At 49.7% G+C, this 23,802-nt stretch carries 18 protein-coding genes; 9 read left to right on the forward strand and 9 right to left on the reverse strand.

The genetic code is table 11. The features are described 5' to 3' along the window. Positions 1 to 1,410 carry an ATP-binding protein gene (locus NDI52_RS24415; RefSeq protein ID WP_190789208.1) on the forward strand — a complete coding sequence of 470 codons (1,410 nt, stop codon included), beginning with the start codon at positions 1 to 3 and terminating at the stop codon, positions 1,408 to 1,410. A gap of 172 nt (positions 1,411 to 1,582) precedes the next feature. On the opposite strand, the gene NDI52_RS24420 is transcribed toward NDI52_RS24415, so the two are convergent. Both NDI52_RS24420 and NDI52_RS24425 read right to left on the reverse strand, forming a co-directional pair. Further along, complete coding sequence (locus NDI52_RS24420; RefSeq protein WP_190772513.1) at positions 1,583 to 2,395, reverse strand: SDR family oxidoreductase; 813 nt, start codon at positions 2,393 to 2,395, stop codon at positions 1,583 to 1,585. A 70-nt stretch (positions 2,396 to 2,465) separates the two neighbouring features. Then, positions 2,466 to 3,416, reverse strand: coding sequence for a class I SAM-dependent methyltransferase (locus NDI52_RS24425; RefSeq protein WP_190772536.1), 951 nt, complete (start codon positions 3,414 to 3,416; stop codon positions 2,466 to 2,468). Positions 3,417 to 3,792: 376 nt separating this feature from the next. Here NDI52_RS24425 and NDI52_RS24430 point away from each other — a divergent pair, with 376 nt between their 5' ends. Both NDI52_RS24430 and NDI52_RS24435 read left to right on the forward strand, forming a co-directional pair. Next, positions 3,793 to 4,569 (forward strand): class I SAM-dependent methyltransferase, encoded by a 777-nt coding sequence (locus NDI52_RS24430; RefSeq protein WP_190772512.1) that lies wholly within the window; start codon positions 3,793 to 3,795, stop codon positions 4,567 to 4,569. Between the two features lie 10 nt (positions 4,570 to 4,579). Continuing rightward, the gene (locus NDI52_RS24435) at positions 4,580 to 4,915 is read left to right on the forward strand and encodes a cupin domain-containing protein (protein WP_190772511.1); all 336 of its coding nucleotides are present in this window, start codon (positions 4,580 to 4,582) and stop codon (positions 4,913 to 4,915) included. A gap of 100 nt (positions 4,916 to 5,015) precedes the next feature. On the opposite strand, the gene NDI52_RS24440 is transcribed toward NDI52_RS24435, so the two are convergent. Beyond that, positions 5,016 to 5,732 carry a Crp/Fnr family transcriptional regulator gene (locus NDI52_RS24440; protein WP_190772510.1) on the reverse strand — a complete coding sequence of 239 codons (717 nt, stop codon included), beginning with the start codon at positions 5,730 to 5,732 and terminating at the stop codon, positions 5,016 to 5,018. A gap of 196 nt (positions 5,733 to 5,928) precedes the next feature. Between NDI52_RS24440 and NDI52_RS24445 the strand changes: the two genes are divergently transcribed. The 4 genes from NDI52_RS24445 (at position 5,929) to NDI52_RS24460 (ending at position 14,281) form a co-directional block, all read left to right on the forward strand. Next, positions 5,929 to 6,522, forward strand: coding sequence for an HPP family protein (locus NDI52_RS24445; RefSeq protein ID WP_190772509.1), 594 nt, complete (start codon positions 5,929 to 5,931; stop codon positions 6,520 to 6,522). A gap of 187 nt (positions 6,523 to 6,709) precedes the next feature. Further along, positions 6,710 to 10,291 carry an NB-ARC domain-containing protein gene (locus NDI52_RS24450; protein WP_190772508.1) on the forward strand — a complete coding sequence of 1,194 codons (3,582 nt, stop codon included), beginning with the start codon at positions 6,710 to 6,712 and terminating at the stop codon, positions 10,289 to 10,291. A gap of 637 nt (positions 10,292 to 10,928) precedes the next feature. Further along, positions 10,929 to 13,199, forward strand: a complete 2,271-nt coding sequence (locus NDI52_RS24455) for an AAA family ATPase (RefSeq protein ID WP_190772507.1) — start codon at positions 10,929 to 10,931, stop codon at positions 13,197 to 13,199. A gap of 506 nt (positions 13,200 to 13,705) precedes the next feature. Beyond that, positions 13,706 to 14,281, forward strand: a complete 576-nt coding sequence (locus NDI52_RS24460; RefSeq protein ID WP_190772506.1) for a glycine-rich domain-containing protein-like — start codon at positions 13,706 to 13,708, stop codon at positions 14,279 to 14,281. Between the two features lie 67 nt (positions 14,282 to 14,348). On the opposite strand, the gene NDI52_RS24465 is transcribed toward NDI52_RS24460, so the two are convergent. The 5 genes from NDI52_RS24465 to NDI52_RS24485 form a co-directional block, all read right to left on the reverse strand. Beyond that, entirely contained in the window at positions 14,349 to 15,851 is a 1,503-nt protein-coding gene (locus NDI52_RS24465; protein WP_190772505.1) for a mannitol dehydrogenase family protein, read from the reverse strand. A 358-nt stretch (positions 15,852 to 16,209) separates the two neighbouring features. Further along, positions 16,210 to 17,319 (reverse strand): sn-glycerol-3-phosphate ABC transporter ATP-binding protein UgpC, encoded by a 1,110-nt coding sequence (ugpC, locus tag NDI52_RS24470; protein ID WP_190772504.1) that lies wholly within the window; start codon positions 17,317 to 17,319, stop codon positions 16,210 to 16,212. A gap of 40 nt (positions 17,320 to 17,359) precedes the next feature. Then, entirely contained in the window at positions 17,360 to 18,211 is an 852-nt protein-coding gene (locus NDI52_RS24475; RefSeq protein WP_190772503.1) for a carbohydrate ABC transporter permease, read from the reverse strand. A 12-nt stretch (positions 18,212 to 18,223) separates the two neighbouring features. Next, a complete protein-coding gene (locus tag NDI52_RS24480) occupies positions 18,224 to 19,129 on the reverse strand; it encodes a sugar ABC transporter permease (protein WP_190772502.1) in 906 nt (301 codons plus the stop codon). A gap of 485 nt (positions 19,130 to 19,614) precedes the next feature. Continuing rightward, entirely contained in the window at positions 19,615 to 20,967 is a 1,353-nt protein-coding gene (locus NDI52_RS24485; protein ID WP_190772501.1) for a sugar ABC transporter substrate-binding protein, read from the reverse strand. 162 nt (positions 20,968 to 21,129) lie between these two features. Between NDI52_RS24485 and NDI52_RS24490 the strand changes: the two genes are divergently transcribed. Together NDI52_RS24490 and NDI52_RS24495 are read left to right on the forward strand one after the other, a co-directional pair. Beyond that, positions 21,130 to 21,936 (forward strand): SDR family NAD(P)-dependent oxidoreductase, encoded by an 807-nt coding sequence (locus NDI52_RS24490; protein ID WP_190772500.1) that lies wholly within the window; start codon positions 21,130 to 21,132, stop codon positions 21,934 to 21,936. Positions 21,937 to 22,199: 263 nt separating this feature from the next. Continuing rightward, a complete protein-coding gene (locus NDI52_RS24495) occupies positions 22,200 to 23,141 on the forward strand; it encodes a sugar-binding transcriptional regulator (protein WP_190772499.1) in 942 nt (313 codons plus the stop codon). A gap of 245 nt (positions 23,142 to 23,386) precedes the next feature. Here NDI52_RS24495 and NDI52_RS24500 read toward each other — a convergent pair whose 3' ends face one another. Continuing rightward, positions 23,387 to 23,629: a hypothetical protein gene (locus NDI52_RS24500; RefSeq protein WP_190772498.1), complete on the reverse strand. Its 243-nt coding sequence runs from the start codon at positions 23,627 to 23,629 to the stop codon at positions 23,387 to 23,389. Positions 23,630 to 23,802: the final 173 nt, after the last annotated feature.

The raw sequence follows: 23,802 nt of genomic DNA on the forward strand, positions 1-23,802 counted from the left end.
ATGGGCAACACACTGTGTATTGATGACGTGTTGACGTTGGAACCGTTCCAGCAGTTGCCGCGCGAGCAGTTGGAGTGGGCGTGCGATCGCGCCACTAAACTTGATCTGCCTCCCAAAACTCTGTTGGTCAAGGAAGGCACGCCTTCGGATGGCTTCTACATTCTGGTTTGTGGTCGTATCAACATCACCCGCCTCAGCGAGGGAATTGAGATGCCGGTGGGGCAGCACGAAGCTCCCGCCTTTTTTGGCGAAATTACTATCCTGACGGAGGAGACTGTACCTGTCACCATGCGCACGGTTACGGAGTGCCACCTGTACCAGATTCCCTGTGGTGACTTTCTCACCCTGCTGCATAATTGCCGGGGCTTTGAGCGCAGTATTTTTCGGGTCATGGAACGACGGGTGCGGGGCCTAGAATCTTTTCTGCGGGGACGGGAAAAGATGGCAGCCCTGGGTACGCTCTCTGCCGGGTTGGCCCATGAATTAAATAACCCGGCTGCGGCCCTGGTACGAGCGCTGCGAGATGTCGTCCCTGCCCTGCGTGAGCTGGAACAGATGAGCATGATCTACGGCCAGCGCAACGTAGATCCGGAGCATACTAAGGAATGGCATCAAGTCCGTGATCATGGCTATGAGATGCTGCTGAGTGGCTCAGCAGATGCCATGACGTTGAGCGATCGCGAGGATGCCCTGCTGGACTGGATGGAAGAGTATGGAGTCAAAGGTGCTTGGAAGCTAGCCGAACCTCTCGCCAGTGCAGGCATAGAGGTTGCAACCCTGGAGCGATTGGTCGATCGTTGGCGCAATGACCCTACCGAGTTGCGCGATCAGGGCATCCGTTGGCTGGCCCTCTCCTTTGATGTGATGGCCATGATCAGAAATGGCCTGCGGGGAGCAGAGCGCATTTCAGCCCTGGTGCATTCCATGAAATCCTACTCCCATCTAGATCAGGGTGCCAAGCAATTGATTGACATCCACGAGGGACTGGAAGATACACTTCAGCTTTTTTCCTTCAAGCTGAAGCACGGGATTACAGTGAAGCGGCAATACGATCGCAACCTTCCCAAAATTTGTGCCTATGGCAGTGAATTGAATCAGGTGTGGACAAACTTGATTGATAATGCGATCGCGGCTATGGACGAAAAAGGAACGCTGGAAATCAAGACCTGTTGTGATGGTCGCTACCTTCGCACAGAGGTTATCGATTCGGGTACGGGCATCCCTGATGAAATCCAATCCCGTATCTTTGAACCTTTTTTCACAACTAAGGAGATGGGAAAAGGCTCAGGTTTAGGCCTGGATGCGGTGCGGCGTATTGTCGAAAACCGCCACCGGGGAGTGGTTTCGGTAACATCAAAACCGGGCTGCACGCGATTTGTCGTGTGTCTGCCACTTCCTGAGAAGGTATAGTCTGGCGCTAATACTTCACCCAACCCATGTTAGGAGATTTCTGAGAAACAATATCCCCATTATTTGGAAAAAAGGCGCGGCGAAGCCGCGCCTTTTTTCCAAATAATGGGGAAGCTCTTATCTGGAAATCTCCTTAGAAGGTGAGAGTGAGGTAACCCTCACCTTCACGGATCTACCCATTCCCCACCTCAAACCCTGCAGCTTGTGCCGAGAGCCGATCAATCAACCCCGGTACGAACAACCGGGCCCAGGGAATGAGTTTTCCTTTCAGCGTCATAATATGGTCTCGTTTGCGGTGCTCCATAGCTTGTAGAATTTGGCGCACACATTCATCAACGGACATATTCCCTTTGCTTTCATCTCGGGGGCTTTGTCCGAGGGGTTGCCCATCGCCCCCAAAGGCGCGTTGGCGAATGTCGGTTGCGACAAATCCTGGCGATACCACCAGCACGTCTACTCCGGTCCCTTGCAATTCGATGCGGAGGGTATCAAAAAAGCCTTGCATGGCGTGCTTGCTGGCGACATATCCGGTGCGAAACGGAATGCCTGTTTTGCCACAGATAGAGGAGATTCCTACCACGATCCCCTGGCTAGCCTTCAGGTAAGGAAGTGCGTAATGAGTGCAGTACACAGCGCCTAGGTAGTTCACCTGCATAACACGCTCGAAAACCGTCAAGTCAGTCACCTCTTCAAAGAGGCTCAGCATGGAGATACCCGCATTGTTGACCAACCCGTCAATCTGACCGAAGGTGGCGATCGCCTCCGCCATCAACCGCTGACACTCCTCTGGCTGTGACACATCGGTAGGAATGGCGATCGCCTTTGCCCCTTGTCGCACACAAGCGGCTAACACATCTTCCAGGGCTTCCTGGGTACGGGCTGCTAGCACCAGATTGGCGCCTTGCTGAGCCAGGGAGATAGCGAGCGATCGCCCAATTCCCATGGAGGCTCCAGTAATCACAAGAGTTTTGTTGGCAAAGCTCATGGTTTTCTCCCCGAGGTATTGTGGGTTGGAGGGGAATCATGTGCCCCTTCAGCCCACAATACCAGCAGTTTTAGACCGGAGCCTGCGCCAGGATGGTCCGGTGGCGTGGATCACTGGGGACGGTGGTGAGGTAATTGAAGCCGATGGACTGGAGAGCAGCCTCAATGTCAAAGGTGTAGTAGTCGTCAGACCAGGGTTCTGTACTTTTCATCAAGGTGAACAGCACGGGAGGAAGGTTCTGGATAACCGGGGATTTGGGGTTGTTGTCGACGATCGCCAGGTGGCCACCCGGGCGAAGGAGACGCAGGGCTTCGGTGAAGATGGCGATCGCAGGCTGACGGGGCAGCTCATGGGCGACAAATTGCAGCGTGATTAGATCAAAGGACTGGTCGGGAAGCCCCGTTGCGGCGGCATCGCCATGAATCCATTCGGCGATCTCTCCCTGGGTGTCACGATGGCGGGCAACGGTCAACATGTAGGGAGACAGATCCAACCCCACAGTGCGAACGGGGTTCTCTTGACGGTTCTGGTAAAACCGATGCAGGGCCAGGGTTGAAATCCCCACAGAACAACCGATATCCAGCACATCCTGTACAGGGGATGTTATGTACTCGGCCAGGACATGATGAAAACTACTGCGGAGGCGATCCTGCGCGTCTTGCCAGGTTAAAGGCTCGTCCTTCCAGACCCGCAAGCCCATAGCATAGGTGGCAGACTCGGCCTCGAAGGCAGCATCCCAGCACAGGTTGCCCTGATCGTAAGCGTGGAAGGGAGCCTGATAATAATCGGGATAGCGCACGTCTGGATTGGTGAGCTGAGTTATGTTCTGCTGAATACCCGATGTGGCTAATTCATCGTAATGTTTGCGCCAGAGAACTCCATTTTTCTCAGCAGTTTTAATTAATACTTGCCGAGCCTGCTGCTTCATCAGCGCATAAATTGGCTTGGTTTGAATGAGCAAATTAACGCAGCGTGAGAGGAAATCATCTCCTGCCCAGGCAGGTTTACTCTGGAGACTCATACCATGGCATCCTGTCAGAACGGTATTCATTGTAATACTGCTTGGTGAGCGACACTGATTGAACTATGGAAGAAACGAGTGTGTTCAGTACCAACGCATTCTTGTTGTGTGTGGTGTGCTTCGCATACCACACACAACAAGAATGAACTAAATAACCTGAGTGCGGGTTAAGGATGTTTTCGAGTGCCGCGCAGCGCGCGGCACTCGAAAACATCCATCTTAGCGAGCGCTTTAGCTTATCCCGAGTTGAGGTTAAATAAATTGGATTTGCGTAAGTTCTCTGTGTTTCTAAAAGTTTGGCAATATGAGGTAGCTCATAGCTTCCTTTGAGTGGATTTGACAAAGTAAAGGTATGCACTCCACCGAAGGTCAAGCCATGACACACACCCACATCAACTTCCAAACGGCACCGGGCCACCAGGTTATGGCTGCTGCAGGTAAGAAAATTCTACGACCCGGAGGACGGGCAGCCACCGAGCAGTTGTTTCAGTGGGCTGGATTTCAGCCAGGAGAAACCGTACTGGAGCTAGCGTCGAGTTTTGGGTATAGCGCGATCGCCCTTGCCCAACGCTATGGTGTGCGCGTTGTCGGCGTAGAACGCGATCCGGAAAGCGTTGCCCGTGCCCGTGCCAACATCAAAGCTGCTGGACTAGAGGGCCAGGTCGAGGTAATTGAAGGCAATATCTTTAACCTGGAACACATTCCTGGGCAGTTTGATTATGTGTTGGCAGAAGCGATTTTAACGATGCAATCGCAACCCGGCAAAGCCAAAATTCTGCAAGGTATTTGCGATCGCCTCAAGCCTGGGGGACATTTTCTTTCCCATGAAATGCAAGTGCAGGGGCGGGAAGATGAAATTCGCAAAGCATTGGCTGAAACGATTCGGACCAACGCCACCCCCCTTTCAGAAACGAATTGGATGGAAGCTTACGAAACGGCGGGTCTACACGTCGTTCAACACAAAGCTGGACCTATGGGATTGCTGGACCCGGCGCAAATCGTTCGGGATGAAGGCTGGGCTGATACTGTGAAATTTTTCTGGAATGCTTTGACGCAAAAAACAATTCGCGATCGCCTCTTAGCCATGCGAAATGTTTTCAAACAATATCAACAAGAATTGGGATACATCGTACTATACGCAGAACGTCACTAGGAGCCACATAATGATGACACTTCTAAATGCTCCCGAATCATTTAGCGATCAACTTCAAGATAAAATCCAATACGCTGAAACAGGAATTGTCAGCAAAGTTTTGCTTAAGCTTCCGCACTGTCAATACACCTTATTTTGTCTAGCAGCGGGTACAGATATTGCAGAACATACATCAACACAAAATGCTGTTGTGCAGGTACTAGAGGGCAATGGTATTTTGACGCTAGAGGGAGAAGATATTACCCTGGAACCTGGTGTCTTCGTTTTCATGTCTGCCAATGCACCTCATGCCCTGAAAGCATCTGAAAACTTAGCATTTCTACTAACCCTGTCTGAGCCCAGATAAATCAAGCTCCTATTGGATGTTGTGACAACGCCAATAAAACAACCGGTCATTCTTATCGTGAAAGTGACGGCAAAGCCGTCACTTTCACGATAAGAATGACCTAAGACTGCGGCATCGCTAATCCTCGACCTCCTGCGATCGCATCTAACCCATCCCAATCCAAAATCGTAATAGTGCCACCCCGGCTATAAGCTGCAACGGATTGAAGCTGCTTAAACAAGCGCACGCATTCCTCGTAAGTGATACCCACACTACGGGCAATTTCGTAATAAGACAGGTGCCTCTGCAAGCGAATGCCCTGCTTCACCTCTTCCGCACCTTGCTCTCTAGCATAGGATTGAATCAAACGCGCGACCCGTACGATCGCCCGTTCTGACACCAGCCCATGCACCATCTCATGCAACTGCTGAAGGCGCTGATTAAACACTGCCATCATATTCAATGCAATTTCGGGATTGGATTGAATGGCTGCCAGCAACGCCTCCCGATCTACGGTGAGTATCTGCACATCACTTTCCGCCGTTACCGTTGCAGGAGCAGTCCCATCTCCAAAAAGTGCTGGAGCCGCAAATATCTCTCCCTTTGAGAGGGTACGCAGAATGGTTTCCTTCCCATTGCTTGCCGTTTTGGAAATCCGTAATAGCCCATCCAACAGGGCATAGAGTCGGGCAGGCAGGCGATCGCCCTCATGGGACACAATTTCCCCAGCTTGATAAAGCTGTACATGACTATGGGGTTGTAGATGGGCTAACTGCTCCGGTTGCAGCCGAGCGAAGACCGAAACGGATACCAATTGCTCAGGAGTTGCCTGCTTCATGAAGACCCAAGAAAACGGCTGTCATCTCCTTCGATGCTACCGTAAGGGCTTTTCTGCAGGATGAATATCTCCTTTCAGTACAGAAAACATTATGGAAGTCATTTAGAATCTGTATCAAAAAATACCATTTTCTTGCTTTGTCAGAGAATTATAACATTGTTTAATAGAAGAGCTCCCAAGCCGCGTATTAGCTGGAATGAGACGAGTATCTTTCTTAAGAGCCTATAAAGGTCAAGCCCGTGAGCACCGAAGATATCGGGGCTCCGACGAAACTCTAAGCCGGCCCATAGCTGCTGTAGGCATAAAACGTCCCAAACGGGCGATCGCCTCCCATAACTACGCACAAATCTTCTTTTCGTTCATTGGCAGTTTTTTAGGGATTGGGGCTCTGGCATACCTAACCGCTCAGAGCGGATATCCATTAATTGCGGCTCCTTTTGGAGCAACGGCCGTGTTGGTGTTTGGGGTGCCAGATAGCCCATTAGCGCAACCTCGCAATGTGGTGTGTGGGAACTTCATTGGAGCCCTCACCTGTGCGACCTTGGTGCATTTTTTGGGTCATGATCCCTGGGTGATGGCGTTAGCGGTTGCCACGGCAATTAAATTGATGCAACTAACTCACACAGTTCATCCGCCGGCAGGGGCAGTTGCTTTGTTGGGTGTCATGAATAATGTCTCGTGGGATTTCGTGCTGATGCCTGTGCTACTGGGATCGGTACTCATTGTCAGTTGCACAGTTCTTTTCAATAATTTGGTCCCCGATCGCCCGTATCCCCAGAAGTGGTTCTGAGTGTGCGTTTGAAAAGCCAGTTCCAAGATGTGCATTTTTCTGTAGGAAGTACAGGAAAGAACAACTTTTGAAAAACGCTCTGATATAGTGAATTCAATCATCGATAAAACTCAACCCTCATCTCCTTGAGATGGGGGTTGAGTTTTATCGATAGAATCATGCACTGTGAGAGTTTCCTGAAGGGGCAATGCCGCGATCGCTCAAAGTCAGTCCAGATTGTATTGGTACCGTGAAGGTAGCGCTGAAACAACAGGGCATCCTGAGCCAGCGAGCATTGTCAGAAGAATTGAGTGTAGCTCTGTCTACCGTCAGTAATTTTTTTAATGGAAAACCCGTTGATCGGGCTATTTTCGAAGAGATTTGTACAAAACTTGCGCTCCCCTGGAAGGAGATTGCCGCTTCTGAGGATGAGGTGGCGATCGCTCCGCCCTATAAGGAGAGCCTTCGCCTTCAAGATTGGGGGGAAGCTCCCCAACTCAGCCGATTTTACGGACGGGCCGATGAGTTGTCCCAACTGGAAGACTGGCTTTGCCACGACCACTGCCGTCTGGTAACTGTATTGGGTATGGGAGGGGTTGGAAAAACGTCTCTGATCGTGAAGCTAGTCGAGCAACTTCAGGATCGCTTTGAGGGCTTTGTTTGGCGAAGTTTACGAAACTTGCCTCCCATCGAAACACTCCTAAAAAATCTACTTCAGACCCTGGCTCACCCCCAGCCAATGACCATTCCCGATCGCTTGCCCGATCAGATGAGCTTGCTCATCGAGTTTCTGCGCGATCGCCGTTACTTGCTCATCCTGGATAACGCAGAATCTCTTTTGCAAGGTGGAGAGCGGGCTGGCCATTATCGAGAAGGTTACACCGAATATGAGGAACTCTTGAACCGCATTGCCCATGGTCGGCATCAAAGTTGTCTGGTGGTAACCAGTCGAGAGAGGCTGGGGCAGTTAGCAGCCCAGGAGATTGAAGATGGGCCGACGCGATCGCTGCAACTCGGCGGGTTGTCGCGTGCAGATGGAGCACAAATTCTTCAAGCGAAAGGGCTGACTGTGGCTGCTGGGGTTGAGCAGTTAATGGAGAACTATCGCGGCAATCCTCTGGCGCTTAAAATTGCAGCGGCCACCATTCAATCTACCTTTGATGGTGATGTTACCCGCTTTCAGCAACAGAACATTGGGGTTTATGGCGGCATCTGGGATTTGCTCAAACAGCAGTGCGATCGCCTCTCCCCCTTAGAACAGGCTGTGATGGATTGGCTTGCCATCGAACGCGAATGGATTTCGTTCGCTAAATTGCAGCAAAATTGGATTGCGCCCATGCCGCAGCGTAACCTATTGGAAGCGTTGGAATCCTTACAGGGACGATCGCTTATTGAAGTTAGCTCATTAGGCTACACGCAACAGCCTGTAGTGATGGAATACATTACACAAACCTTCATTGATCGATGTCATCACGAAATTACAAGCCAAACTTTGGATGTTATTCGTAGCCACGCACTGCTCAAAGCACAAACTCAAGATTATATTCGGGATAGCCAGGCTCGGCTTATTCTGCAACCCTTAATTCAAAAATTGCTTGTAACACTGCACGATTCCATTCCGTTGGAATTCTTCTTAAATCAAATCCTCAATGCTTTAAGAGGAAAGCCATTATCCTATACAGGATACGCGGCTGGAAATGTAATTAACCTGCTAAATGCATTACGTTCAAACCTAGATAATTGCGATTTTTCGGATTTGGTAATCGCTCAGGTTTATTTCACGAATACCACTTTGCAAAATACCGATTTCACAGGTTCTACCTTTTATCAATCTACCTTTGCAGAGGTGTTTGGCGGTATTATCGCTGTGGCCTTTAGTGCAGACGGAAAGTACCTGGCCATCAGTGATGCGCGGACTGAAGTTCATGTATGGAATCTGTTGACTCAACGAAAATTATTGACGTTGCAGGGTCATAAAAGTTGGGTCTTTTCCTTAGTCTTCAGTCCTACTGGAAAAACCCTGGCAAGTGCCAGTGATGACTATGTTGTAAAGCTCTGGGGAATGGAAACAGGGCAATGTTTACAGACCTTGAAAGGACCAGCCAACCTCTTAAATGCGGTTACCTTTAACTCCGATGAACAATGCATTCTGTATGATGAGACTGTTGCCATTCAACTATGGAATGTTGACCATCCGGAATATCAAATTGCAGCCCTTCAAGGCAATACTCTGCTAGCTCGGTCAACGGCGCTTAGTCCTGATGGACGGGCGATCGCCATCAGCACGCGTGACCAAACAATCAAGCTATGGAATATTCAAACAGGGGAATGCTATCAAACCCTCAGCGGCCATACAGGGGATGTGCGGATGCTCCGTTTCAGTGCCAGTGGCCGCTACCTGGCTAGCACTAGCCTAGACTTAAGTATTCGCCTTTGGGATCTAGAAAGCGGCCAGTGCATACATTTTTTACAGGGACATGGGCACGGGGTGAGTGAAACAGCGTTTAGCCCGGATGAACAATACCTGACCAGTAGCAGTTTCGATCGCACCCTAAAGCTCTGGGATATAGCTACAGGGCAGTGCTTGAGAACCTTCCATGGGCATCAGAAACATTTGATGGCCTGTGCATTTAGCCCAGATGGGCAGCTTATAGCCAGTGGTGGTGGTGACCATGCCGTCAAATTGTGGGATGCGAAAACTGGGCAATGTGTTAAGACGGTACAGGGATATGCCAATGCTGTAACTCGCATTGCCCTCACGCCACCATTAGGCTACATGGACACGAGGGCCTCCCACAATCACTCTGTCCCCAGGTATGGAAAACATCCTATTTTAGCCAGTGCCCATGAAGATAAGACCGTCAAACTCTGGGATGTCTCAACTGGACATATTGTCAAAACCTTGCCACCGCAGGCTGATTTGATTTGGGGCCTCACATTTTCGCCAGATGCTTCCCTGCTAGTTACCGCCAATACTGATCACACGATTAAGCTCTGGAACTGGTACACAGGCGAGTGTTTGCAAACGTTACAGCACGGAAATTGGGGCTGGGCCGTAGCCTTTCATCCCAGTGGGTTTCCCCTCGCTACAGGCAGCTATGACCAGACTATCAAGATTTGGAATATCCATACGGGCGAATGCTTGCAAACCCTATGTGGGCATACCAGCGCTGTGCTCTCTGTCACTTATAGCCCGGATGGTCATACCCTTGTCAGCAGCAGCCATGATAAGACAATTCGTCTGTGGAACCCCGTAACCGGAGAGTGTGTGCGGGTGCTGGAAGGGCATGGCGATCGCATCGGGCAGGCTAGATTCAGTCCTGATGGCCAATTTCTTGTAAGTTGCAGCTACGATGAAACGATTCGATTCTGGGATCCCCATACGGGCGAATGCTTCCGCACTTTGCGAGGACATCAGGGAGCGATTACATCCATTTGCTTTAGCCCTGATGCGCAACACCTGATTAGTGGTAGCTTCGATCAAACCATCAAGATCTGGGATGTCGCTACAGGGGAATGCCTGAGAACGCTGCAAGGTCACAGCAGTGGTATTTTGTCTCTGTTGTATGAAGCTACGCCATTATCGCTGGAGGGTGGCGATCGCCTCCCCCTCATCCTCAGTAGTAGCTTCGACGGCACGATCAAAATCTGGCATCCTGAAACAGGAGCCTGTGTGAAATCTCTCATTGCTCCCCGACCGTATGACGGTATGAATATCAGCGGAGTATCGGGCTTAACAGCAGCCCAGGAAGCAAATTTGAAATTGCTAGGGGCGATCGTGGCTGGTTGACCTGCATTCTGCGTAGGAAAAGCCTATTCTGCACCCATAGTAGGAATTTAGATAACGGGCAGCACGAAACAGTGCCCATTATCTAAATTCTGGCTCTATCATGGTTTAGACGGATCGAATATTCTTGCAAATGTAAAAAAACAAATAAAGATTGAGATTATCCCATCCCGCTAGAGGGTGCTTGGAATGTTCTACAAGAACTAATTTGATTGTTTGCAGATGATATTCACAACCAATCAATCTCCAACCACCCGCCAGAGAACTCTCTGCTAGACATACAGAGACTTCCCTGCAGTTTCTCTCCCCAGGCGGTAAGAGAAATCTGTAAAGCGTATCTTTATTCCTCTCTCCTCCTGGACATGGCGAAGAAAGGATAGGTATCCCGTCACGTGTCCCCTTCAGGGGCAGAAGAGAACAGAGCTGGGGCAAGATTGCCCGCGAGCCAGGGATAATCTCAGATCACAACCCAGAGCTGAGCCATATCAGCTACCTCTAAAGTAAGAGTGCATAGCCGGGGGTGCAGTGAGAAAAGGTGAGATCTTTCAGTAAACTTCTATTTCCTCAGTGGATCTCATAAAAGCGTTCAATGTTCTAGCAAAGCCAGACCACGGGTATAGCCCCTATACGGAACTGACCCATGACCGCAGATGAGGCGATCGCCCTCCTCCATCAAATTCTGAACCAATCAGGCCAGACGGCTCAACTCAACGACACCCAGCTCAAAGTCTTCCGGCAAATTTGGCAGGGCCAATCTTACCCAATGATTGCCCAGGCCAGCGGCTACGATTACGACTACATCAAACAGGTCAGCTCTCGATTGTGGCAGATGCTCTCGAAAGCGCTCAATCAGCCCGTTTCTAAGCGCAATTTGCAATCGGTCTTTCAGCAATATCTCCAAACGGTTGAGCCCGTTGCGGTTTCACCGTCCTTCCTGGGCCAGCGTTCGATATACCATAACCTGCGTGCCGGAAGCGACAGTGCCTTCATTGGGCGGGAGGCAGAGATTGAGCGACTACTGGCTTTTCTGAGCTTCGATCATCCCGCCTCCTGCGTCAGTATTGAGGGGTTAGGTGGGATTGGTAAAACGACCTTGGCCCTGGCGATCGCCCATCACCTGAAAGCTGCCTCAGCGCCTTTCAACGCCATTATCTTTACTTCTGCAAAACCCAATCATCTGACCTCATCGGGCTTGTTGCCCCGGCTTCAACCCGATCGCACATTACAAGATTTGTTTCGGGCGATCGCCTACACATTGCACTGCCCGGATGTTTTGCTGCAACCCTTTGAAGAGCAACTGACGCAGATCTATCACCAGCTTTCACGTCAGCCTACCTTGCTAATCCTTGACAATCTAGAAACGGTTGAGGAGCAAGTTGCTATTTTGTCTTTTCTGCACGATTTGCCCAGCACGACTAAAACCCTTTTGACGAGCCGAGCCAAAACCCCGTTTCCTTCCGTTACCCTGGCTCCTTTGCCACCAGCCTGTGGTGTTGACCTGATTCAGAGCCAGTCCCACAACAAGGGACTGCGCCTAACCGATAACGAAGCTCAACAATTACATCAACGAACTAGTGGCATTCCCGCTGCTATCATTTATGCTGTTGGGCAACTGGCCAGTGGCTACCCGTGGGAATCCTCGGTGCAAGCAGTGGTTCAGGGAGACTATGCCCGCTTCTATTTCGAGAGTTCGCTCATGGCTTTGCGGGATGAGCCAATTTATTCCCTCTTTCTGGCGGCCGCTCTGTTTCCAAGTTCAGCCGCGACAGATGCGCTCGCCTATGTAGCTGAACTCGCTGATCCCGCCACTGTAACCCAGGGCTTGGCGCGGTTGCAGCAACTCTCACTGCTCAACGGGAGGGAGGGGCGCTTTGATATGTTGCCCCTGACTCGCGAATATGCGATCGCGCAATTAAATGCCGACCCTGACCTCAAATTGCGGCAACATCAGCGTCGGGTGGAATGGTATTTGACTTTTGCGGAAACTTATGGTGGCAAGGATTGGACGGATTGGCAAAACTATGGCCCTCTGGAACAGGAATGGGAAAACCTGCAGGATGTGATTGAGTGGTGCATTGCAGGGGATCGCTATGAGGAGGTCTGCCGTTTCTGGCGTAAAGCCCGTTGCTATAGCCACGCCCAGGGCTATAGCAAAAATCGCCTGAGCTGCTGGGCAACTCGCTTAGATTGGACGAATTGGCTGATCCAGGCGGCGGAGCAGCGCCAGGACTGGCCCACTGTTGCTGAGGTGGTGTTTGACCGGGCATGGACACTAACGCTGTTGGGGCAACCTCATCATTTGGAATCCGCAAAGGATTTGTTCGCGAGAGCCTGGGACTACCACCTATACCTTCAACCTGCAACTCAGGTGGAATTGGCGACTCACATTGCTGTTTGGCACATTGAGAATTTAGACTTCGTTGAAGCGTTGCACTGGTTGCAGCGTGCAGAAATGATGGTGCAGGAAACGGAGTTAGAGGCGACCGCCTACCAGCGCTTCTCAATTCGGCGGCACTACTACCGAGGCGAAATCGCCTACAAAACAGAAGATTTTACTCAAGCACAAGCCCACTTTGAGCAAGCTCTCCAGCAAGCCCAACAGATTGATTGGCGGCGGGTTGTTTTCCTGACGAAAGACTGGCTGGCTGATGTGGCCTTGAAGCAGGGCAATGTTACTGATGCCCGAGTGTGGATGGAAGAAGGTTTGCAAGTGGCCCAGAAAAGTGGCGATCGCTGCCGTACGGCATTCTGTATGCGATCACTGGCGCGTCTAGAATACAGCCAGGGGAATGGTGCTGAAGCTCACCATTGGGCCTCTGAAGCCTTGAGTATGTTTGCGCAGCTTGGCATGATATCCGAAGCCCAGGAAACTACGGATCTGCTGCACAGCATGGATTTATCCGTGCCATGAATAATTTAAAACTTGTACCCAAAGGAGAGAGGTGGGGCGTTGTCCCGCCTCTCTCCTTTTGATTCTGACCGTATAGCACTATAGCGCTGTTCACGTTGATAAGTACGGTGGTGTGGGACATGAAGTGCACCACACCACTGTTGCTGTACTTAACGCACTTGCACATTCAGGACTTACGCATGTGTGTGGTGTGCGAAGCACACCACACACATGCTCTAAATATGGCGGACTTGCGTAAGTCCTGACATTGCTATGTCCAAACGATCTGGTGATAGCTGTAGCTATTAGGAAAACCATAAAAATTGCCCTCGCGGGTAATTCTCCGTTTGTGTCTCTTATCGTAGGCTGAGAATAACCGAGTTTATCAAGTCGGTTGTTCTCAGTTATGAACTCAGATGCCCCGAAGTTGTGATGGAGATATGAATCACAAATGGTTTGGGTGTCGAACCTGTGTGTCTCCAGGAATCACTCCCAACCATCTCCTAAACCCCCATCAGGAGAATCCCATGCGTTCCTCTAAGCTCTGCCCCTCTGAAACCTTTGCATCTTTCATGCAGAAGGCAAAACAACTGGATCTATCTCCGATCGCCTATCAACTCATGTACAACGACTATGGCCCCCAATGGTCGAAGGAAGAAACTGTAAAGGCGATCGCGCACTATTTAGGGTTCCTCTACTTAGCTGATAAGTATCCTCGACTGACGTTAGTTCCATCTTACGAGATTGATCAGGTTTGGCACTACCACATTCTTGATACGAGCAAATATATGGATGACTGCATGATGCTCTTTGGTTACATCGTCCATCACTTCCCATATCTTGGGTTGCGGGATGAGCAAGATCAGGCGCATCAGCATAAAGCGTATGCCCTGACTCAAGCCCTTCTACGGAAACACTTTCAGGGTATTTCAATTGAGTCTGATACTACCCCATCCGATTGTGAACCTATCATGGAATTGTCCCATTCTATTAGCTGCCAGTCTGTAGAAGAAGAGCGTTTGCCTGTGCCATCTAAACGGGAGATACGCCCTCGGGTTGCACTCAGCATGGAAGCAATTTTTGATAAATTGCAATCAGCCTAAGCAATTAGCCTTGTAGAAACTGAGGCTTCCGGGTTCTCTAAGAATCCGGAAGCCTGTGTGCTCAACTCTAATGCGGGTGTTTTAACAGATGGGCGATCGCCCCCTTCGCCCCTAATTCAGACAGATGCCGCAATTCACGGCCAATAACCTCCGCCAGACGGGACGATTGCGCTAAATCCCCAAATACTTCTTCGACCTGAAGCAGTGGTTGAGGATTGACGCCACCCGTGTGGGCCCTTTCGGTGAGAATGTGCGCCATGGGGTCATCAATGGCAATGGGATTTCCCAGATCATCTACCCCATTGAGGTAGCGGAACCAGGCGGCAATGGTCAGCCCCAGGTAATCGATTGCCCCACCCTGATTCAGCGCATCCCGCAGGGAACCCAGAACAAATTTTGGCATCTTTGCCGCTCCATTTAAACAGAGACGGGGCAGTTGATCCTGAATTTTAGGATTAGAGAAGCGCTCAATGAGCGTCCGTTTATAGTCGTCCAGATCAATACCCGGTACTGCTTCCAGGGTTGGTTGTACCTCGGCCATCAAACGGTCGACGGCCTGTGTAAATAACGGATCAGCCATGACCTCATCGACATAGTGGTAGCCTGCCAGGGTACCCAGAAAACCAATCATCAAATGGCTGGCATTCAGCAAGCGAATTTTCATCAGCTCATAGGGATGCACCCGGTCGGTCATTTGTACTCCAACGGTTTCCCAATTAGGGCGGCCTGCGCAGAAGTCATCTTCCACAACCCATTGGAGAAAGGATTCCGCAACTACGGGAAAACCATCGTCAATGCCAAATTGTTCGGCGACCATACGAACATCCGCAGCAGTGGTTGCCGGGGTGATGCGATCGACCATGCTATTTGGGAAACTCACATTCTCCGAAATCCACTGACCCAATTCAGGATTCTGCAAATTTGCGAACGCGGTCAGCATCTTACGGGCAATATTGCCGTTCCCCTGCAAATTGTCACAGGACAGTACTGTGAAGGGGCCAACACCTTGCTGACGACGCTGATCGAGGGCGGCTGTTATGTACCCGAAGGCTCCAATGGGTTCGGTTGGGTGCTGTAAATCATGCTGAATTGTGGGATGATTTACCTCTAATTCACCCGTACCCTCATTGTAGTAATAGCCTGCCTCGGTAATCGTGAGGGAAACAATTTTGCAATTTGCATCGGTCATTGCATCAATAACCGCTTGTCGATTATCAGGGGCAAAGAGATATTGGGTGATAGAACCGATGATACGAGCATGATCCCCACCAGGCGATCGCTCCACTAGAGTATATAAGCAATCTTGAGATTGCAGCGCATCTCGCATGCGTTCGTCATACACTAGCAAACCAACTCCACAAATCCCCCACTGATGATCGGAAGTTTGATGAAAGTAATTGTCCAGATATAATGCCTGGTGTGCGCGGTGGAAACCACCAACACCGATGTGAACAATGCCATCGGTGATGGAATGGCGATCGTATTGAGGAATTTGTACGTGTTCTGGTAAGCGTAACAAAGATGCTTCAGTCAGCTTAATTGTGGCGTTTGCATGAGTTGAAGTATTCATGGTACTCCAGTGAAACTTGAAGGGTGTTTGTTTGGAATGAAGTCTGGTTTTATCAAATGAATCAATGCTCTTGCAGAATTAGACTTGTGATTGCTTTATGGAATTTAAGATTGCAATCCGAAGTTCTCTTTCTTGCATCTTGAGATCGGCTAGGCTTGACTGGAATGAATGGTATTTAACACAATTTCTGTCCCTGAAATAGCAAAGCCTATCCCCAATCCTTCTTGGAAGGGAAACTCTAAACTTCAGGCATCTCTATCGCTGATTGAATTCTTTAACCTCCATCAAAAGATCCCAGATCTAGATGGAGAGTGGCAATAGCTCTGCGACTTCTTCAAGAAACCGCAGAGCTGGCGTGTTAGGAGTGCATTAGAGGATGAAGTTCGGCCTTGGGAATGGCCTCTCCCTGGGTATTGAATAGGTGACAACGATCGCCATCTACATAAATGGGAATCTGCTCATGGGTGCGAATGAGGCGATCGCCCTCCGTTTGCACAACAATAGTATCGCCGCCTGCCAGTTTGGCATAGACAAAAGTTTCGCCACCCAGCCGTTCTACGACGATGACCTCACCTTGCATCGTGGCGCGAGTATGGTCGAGAGTAAGGTGTTCAGGGCGAATGCCGAGAGTAGCGCGATCGCCTACAGCAATGCGCCCAGGTTGCAGGGGTAAGGTAATCACTTCACCCCCCGGTAACTCAACACGGGTTGCCACTTCACCGACCGCCGTGACGGTCACTGGCAAGAAGTTCATCCGAGGAGAGCCAATGAACCCCGCCACAAATAGATTTCTTGGACGGTGATATAGCTCCAAGGGAGAACCCACCTGTTCAATGATGCCACCCTGCAACACCACAATTTTGTCCGCCAGGGTCATCGCTTCTACCTGATCGTGGGTGACATAGATCATTGTGGATTGTAGACTGTCATGCAGACTGGATAACTCAATCCGCATTTGTACGCGCAGAGCCGCGTCCAGGTTGGATAAGGGTTCATCAAACAGAAAAACTTTGGGATTGCGAACCAGGGCACGACCAATCGCAACCCGTTGTCGCTGGCCCCCTGATAACTCCTTGGGTTTACGCTCCAGGTAGGGCTCCAGTTGCAAGATACGGGCTACATCCCGCGCACGCTCGTAGCGCTTGGCTTTAGATAGCCCAGCAAGACGCAGACTAAAAGCCATGTTCTCCGCTACCGTCATGTGAGGATATAACGCGTAGGTCTGGAACACCATCGCTAACCCCCGCTTGTCGGGTGGCACGTCGTTCATGCGTTCCCCATCAATGAACAAATCACCCGATGTAATTTCTTCCAACCCAGCAATCATGCGTAGCAGGGTTGATTTGCCACAACCCGAAGGGCCAACGAAGACAACGAATTCGCGATCGTTGATGTCCAGATCGATTCCTTTGATCACATCAAAGTCGGTGTACTGTTTGCGAATGTTCCGCAACGTAACGGTAGACATAAAAGCTCCTCGTCATGCTCTCAAAAATTAGGATGAATTATTACTTCACAGCACCAAAGGTCAGACCGCGCACCAATTGCCGCTGGCTCAACCAACCAAAGATGAGAATAGGGGCGATCGCCATCGACGATGCCGCTGAAAGCTGCGCCCAGAAAAGCCCTTGAGGGCTAGAAAATGATGCAATAAATGTGGTTAATGGAGCGGCTTTTGATGTTGTCAGGTTCAAGCTCCAGAACGCTTCATTCCATGACAGGATGATAGCTAATAAGGCTGTTGAAGCAATTCCTGGTAATGATAACGGTAACAACACATGGAGTACTTCCTGCCACGTTGAAGCACCATCCATTCGTCCTGCTTCGAGAATGTCTTTGGGTACATCTCTAAAGAAGGTATAAATCATCCAAACTACAATAGGCAGATTAATCAGGGTATAGATAATAGCCAGACCAATGCGTGTATCCAGCAACCCCGAATCACGAAAAATCAGGTAAATCGGAACCAATACCCCAACGGGAGGTAACATCTTTGTGGACAACATCCACAATAAAGTTCCTTTTGTTCCTTTTGTTGGAAAGAAAGCCATGGCATAGGCCGCAGGAACCGCCAGGAGGATGGCTAGAATAGTAGAACCAAGGGAAATCACTACACTATTCATCGCAAAATTCAGGTAATTGGCTCGCTCCTGAATCGTGACGTAGTTTTCAAGAGTCGGCTGGAAGAATAGCTTCGGCGGCAGGGCAACTGCTTCCACTTCAGTCTTGAAACTGGTCAGTACCATCCAAAAGATGGGGAAAAAGAGCAGCCCGGCCGCCAACCATCCGAGCAGTGTTACCACCAGACGGCGGATTGCCTTTTTATTTTTTGAAGGAGAGGTTTGAGTCACTGGTGTCATGGTGATATCCCATTAAGCATCAACATTGCGGGCAACGCTACGCATTAAGAAAATAGCGACGATGTTGGCAAGCACAACCGCAATCAAACCGGCGGCCGATGCACCACCCACATCAAATTCAAATAAGGCCCGGACAAAGATGAAGTAAGCCAAGTTCGTCGTTGCCAACCCCGGTCCTCCGGATGTAGTAACGAAAATTTCCGCAAAGATGGTGAGGAAAAAGATGGTTTCGATCATGGCGAGAACGGCGATCGCCCGCCCCAAATGCGGCAGGGTGATATACCGAAAAATGTCCATTGCCTTCGCGCCATCCATTCTTGCTGCTTCCACTTGCTCGTGGTCCAGCGATTGAATCGCCGTCAACAGAATCAGCAACGCAAAGGGTAACCATTCCCACGACACAATTAGAATGACCGACAGCATTGGGTACTGAGCAAACCAGTCAACTGCCCCTAGCCCCAATGAACGCGTGATGTAGGCGAATAATCCATTCACCGGATGCATCAGCAGGTTTTTCCAGATGAGGGCACTGACGGTCGGCATAACGAAGAAGGGGGCGATCGCCAACAACCGGGCTACCCCACGTCCCCAAAACTCTTCATTAAACAAAACCGCCAACACTACTCCTAACCCGATCGTGATGAGCAGTACTGCCCCTACTAAGATCAGCGTATTCCAGATAGATATCCACAATGCTGGCGAACTCAGCAAAGCTACATAATTTCCCACCCCCACAAACCCGTTGTTGGTGGGATTTAACAAGTTATACCGTTGCAACGAAAACCATATCGTCATCAACAACGGCACAATCATCCAGATCAAAAGAACCACGATAGATGGGCCGACCAATGGCAACGTCGCCACTTGCCGCCTGGACGTGGATTTCTTCTTGCCTTCAACTGCCAACGTAGAAGCCATAGGACATAAAAAGCAAACGCTAAAAAACAAATAAACTGAAGCTCAAAAAGCTTATTTGAATAAGGTGAAACGCTCATTCAAAATCACTAATTTTCATTCTCAAGACTGCTCCTAAAATGAGGTAGAGCTTTCGAGTAACAATGTCTAGCCAGAGGCTAGAAGCAGGGAAATCAGTTTTGTTAAATTGCACCGATGTCTGGATAGTTTGAGCCGGAGAAGGTCTATTTAAGTGGTGTAAAAACCTAAATTCAAGGCTCGCCCATGCAAAGCGCTACACTTATCGCTCACCGACAACTTCTTGCAGAGGGGGCGTTGGGGGACAAGCCACGCCCCCCAACAGGAGATAGGGTCAAGTTAAACCTCTAATACAGCCCCATTTCAAGGAGGTGATTAACTGAGGGTTAATCACCTTTCGAGCATGACAACTACAACCCTACCCAGAGTAATTTAGTAATTTATGGAGGGTTTTAGTCAACCCCAATAAATTACTTGATGTATCCGCCTCGCTTCATGGTTTCTTCTGCTGTCGACTGTGCTTGCTGCAATGCTTGATCCACCGACGTTTGTCCCGTCAAAGCTGCGGCTAGCGTTTGTCCTACCTGCGTTCCTAACGCCTGAAACTCAGGAATTGCCACGAACTGAATGCCCTTATAAGGTACAGGGTCTGCTGTCGGCTTACTGGGATCGGCTGACTCAATCGAACTCAACACAATTGATGCAAACGGCGCAGCCTTTTGATACTCTGGATTTTCGTAAGTAGACTTTCGTGTTCCCGGCGGTACCGCTACCCAACCACGCTCCTGGGCTACCAACTGCACATACTCCTTGGATGTTGCCCAGGCAATAAATTGCTCTGCTGCTTCTGGCGACTTCGTAGAAGACGGAACCGCCAAAGACCAGGCCCACAGCCAATTCGAGCCATTAGGATACTCGGCAACAGGAGCCTTAGCAAAGCCAACTGTATCCGCTACCTGTGACTCCTTCGGGTCGGCTAACTTACCTGCCGCTACAGTCGCATCAATCCACATCCCGCATTTACCCGTCGAGAATAGAGCCAAGTTCTCGTTAAAGCCGTTAGAGCTAGCTCCTGGAGGTCCATCCTTCTTGAGGATGTCGACATAGTAATTCAGGGCTTCTTTCCATTCAGGGCTATTCAGCGCTGGTTGCCAATTGGTGTCAAACCACTTTCCTCCAAAGGTATTCACCAGGGTGGTAAAGTATGCTGTGTTTTCGCCCCAACCTGGCTTGCCCCGTAGACAAATGCCATACACGCCATTATTAGGATCATTAATTTTGTCAGCCCACTCACGCACCTGAGCATAGGTTGGTTGATCCGGCACGGTAATGCCGGCCTGCTCAAACAGATCCTTCCGGTAATAGAGCATCGAGCTTTCTGCATAGAAAGGTAGAGCATAGAGCTGATTCTCGTAAGACAATGCTTCCTTCACAGGCGGCAGGAGATCATTCGTGTCATATTCTGCTGGCAAATTCTCTAGAGGCAAAAGCCATCCCTGTTTTGCCCAAATAGGTGTTTCGTAAGTACCAATAGTCATAACGTCAAATTGCCCACCCTTGTTGGCAATGTCATTCGTTACCCGTTGGCGCAACACGTTCTCTTCCAGAACCACCCAATTCAGGTCAATGTTAGGGTGAGCTTTTTCAAATTCGTCCGACAGGTCTTGCATGATTACCATGTCGTTGTTGTTAACCGTGGCGATGGTCAACGTGGTGTTGTCACCAGCTTGCTGACCTCCTCCTAAAGTGCAGGCATGCAGCTGAACCAGCAAAATCCCAATTAAAAAAGCGCCAATCACGCGAGCCGCGCGAAACTTCAGCATCTTATGGCTCCTTATTTTTACCAGAAGGTAAATTAACAAATATTGATACTCTGCTCTTCTGCTGAGCATTTGCTCAATAATTGAAATAATACCGTCCTGCTTCCCAATCCTGAGAAGACGATGGACATTTGCAACATATATTCATTGATGAGGAACTTAGGGATGGTCGCGATCGCACGCTACAACTTCGCAGGCAAGACCATTTTGATTACCGGAGGAGCGGGAGACATTGGTAAAGCAACTGCTCAGCGCTTCGCAAAAGATGGAGCCGCCATTGTTCTGCTCGACTTGAATGCTGAGAAAATGGCTGCCGCTGCAGAGCAACTCTCAGAATTTTCCATACCTGTTGTGACGCAATGTTGTGATGTGACTCAGTTCGATGCAGTGGCCGAGGCCTTTGCCAAAGCTGCCGAAAAACAGGGTCGCATCGATTATGTTTTTAACAACGCTGGGTTTCAGGGAGCCTTTGCAACAACAGATGAGTACCCAGAAGATGACTTTCGTAAAGTTATGGATATTAACGTGTTAGGGGTGTTTCATGTCCTCAAGGTGGCAGCGCAACACATGCGGGCAATGGGAGGTGGGGCGATCGTTAACATGGCTAGCCATGCCGGAGTTGCAGGCCCCCCCAACATGCTGGCCTATGGTGCATCCAAATTTGCTGTTGTCGGTATGACCCAAACCGCTGCTAAGGATTTAGCGGCCTATAACATCCGGGTCAACGCCCTCTCCCCTGCCCTGATTGGTCCTGGCATGATGTGGACTCGGCAGACAGAATTACAGGCTGCTGTAGGTTCTCAATACTTTGACGCCAATCCCAAAACTGTAGAGCAGCAAATGATTGGCTCAGTTCCTATGCGCCGTCTGGGAAGCTTAGAGGAGGTGGCTCAGGGGGTAGCTTTTTTACTGAGTGATGAATCTAGCTATATAACTGGGTTTAACCTAGAAATTACGGGTGGCATTAATTAGATGACAGTTTCTCATGGATGGGCTGTCAAGCTGTTGTAGGAATGATTGGCAAATCGCCCTTCTGCTCCTAAAGGTATATGCGGTTACAGGCATGTAACCCGTTTCTGAGGAAATAGTGTTGAGGGAAACAATCAAAATAAGCCGTTATGTTCAGAAAACTGCAATCCATCAAAAGGCATAAATATGGGCAAAAAACCTGACCTCGGGCATATGCTCAAAGTGTGAACAAACGAGGCTAGCCAAGAACGAAGGGAAAAAGAGTGATGGAACGGCGCGATCGCAAACTCGATCAGGCGGCTCACGCAGCGTGGCTTTATTACATCGCCAGCAATACCCAAGAAGAGATTGCTGCGAAGTTGAATGTTTCCCGGCAAGCTGCCCAACGCTTAGTGGCTTTGGCTGTTAGTGAGAAGCTTATCAAGTTTCGACTGGACCATCCCCTGAGTGAGTGTATTGCCTTAGCCGAGGCCCTACGGGATAAATTTGAGTTGAAGCTTTGCGAGGTTGTACCGAGTGATGCAGGAAATGGTGAGGCTGTGAGCGGCATCGGTGTATGTGCAGCTACGCATTTAGAATATTATCTAGCGAGCAAAACTCCTAACATTCTGGCTTTTTCTTCGGGTCGCAGTCTACGGGCCATGGTGGATCAGATTTCACCAATGCACCAACCTCAGCATAAGATTGTTTCGATTATTGGCAATATGTCACAGTATGGCCGAGCAGGGCGGCATGAGGTTGTCATGCGCTTGGCAGACCGAATTGGCTCTCAAGTGTATCTGGTGCCAACCCCGGTTGTGGCTACCAGTGCTGAAGAGCGCGACCTGTTACAAACCCAGCGATCGTTTGTGACGGTGAAGACTTTAGCAGAGCAAGCAAAAATTACTTTTGTGGGTGTGGGTCAGGTGATCTGGAATGGCCCGCTTCATCAAAATGGTTTTATCAATGATGAAGAAGTTACGCAACTCATGGAATTGGGCGCGGTAGGCGAGATCGGTGGCTGGGCTTATGATCAGTACGGGACTGTCCTTTCAAAAAGTACAAATCTGCGAGTTGCCAGTTTTCCTCTGGAGCAACCAACCCAACGCTTGATGGTGGCGGTGGCGGGAACAGAGCAGAAAGTGGATGCAATTTTAGGTGCCCTTCGGGGCCGCATTATTAACGGTTTGATTACTGATGAAAGCGTTGCAAAAGCAATCCTGAAATAGGAGTTAGATATTCAGACATTTTTGAATAGTGGCATAGCACTGTAACCACCTACTTACAATGCTTCTCAAGCGCTTAAAATCTAGTTATTTTTGTGAGAGCCGCGCTGAACGCGGCTCTCACAAAAATAACCGTGGCTGATTCAAGCGCAAAGCGCTGTATTTATCTTCAGTTTGGGTGAAGGGAGTTTTCGAGTGCCATGCACTGGGCAGCACTCGAAAACCCCCTTCACCCAAACTGAGATTGTTTAGGGGCTTGTCTCCAATACATTAAGGTTATAAATTCCCGTGGTTCCAGCTGGAATTTCAAAGGTAGTCACTGGCGCATTGTTGCCGAATAGCCAGATTTCATAGCGGCCTGGTTTGAGTCCTGGTGCTACAAAGCGTCCAACCCGGTTGGTGATAATTTCCACCACAGGCCAATCAGGATCAGATTGAGAGAGAATGCGGCCATGCTGTAAGGCTAGGGGTTGGCGTTGGTTATCAATCAACGTGCCCCGAGCTAATACAGTGGCTTCTTATCAAATGTCAAGCGGGTTGAGGTGTCGCGATAGGGTGAACGCATACGTTTCTTAATAATTGAGTGGCAGGAGTTGGAACTCAGGAGAAGAGAGCGTAGAATCCAGAGCAGTCCTGATGTTGAGGAGTGTTCTGTGATGATTGA

Source organism: Leptolyngbya sp. PL-A3 (assembly GCF_039962325.1).
Classification (GTDB): domain Bacteria; phylum Cyanobacteriota; class Cyanobacteriia; order Elainellales; family Elainellaceae; genus Vacuolonema.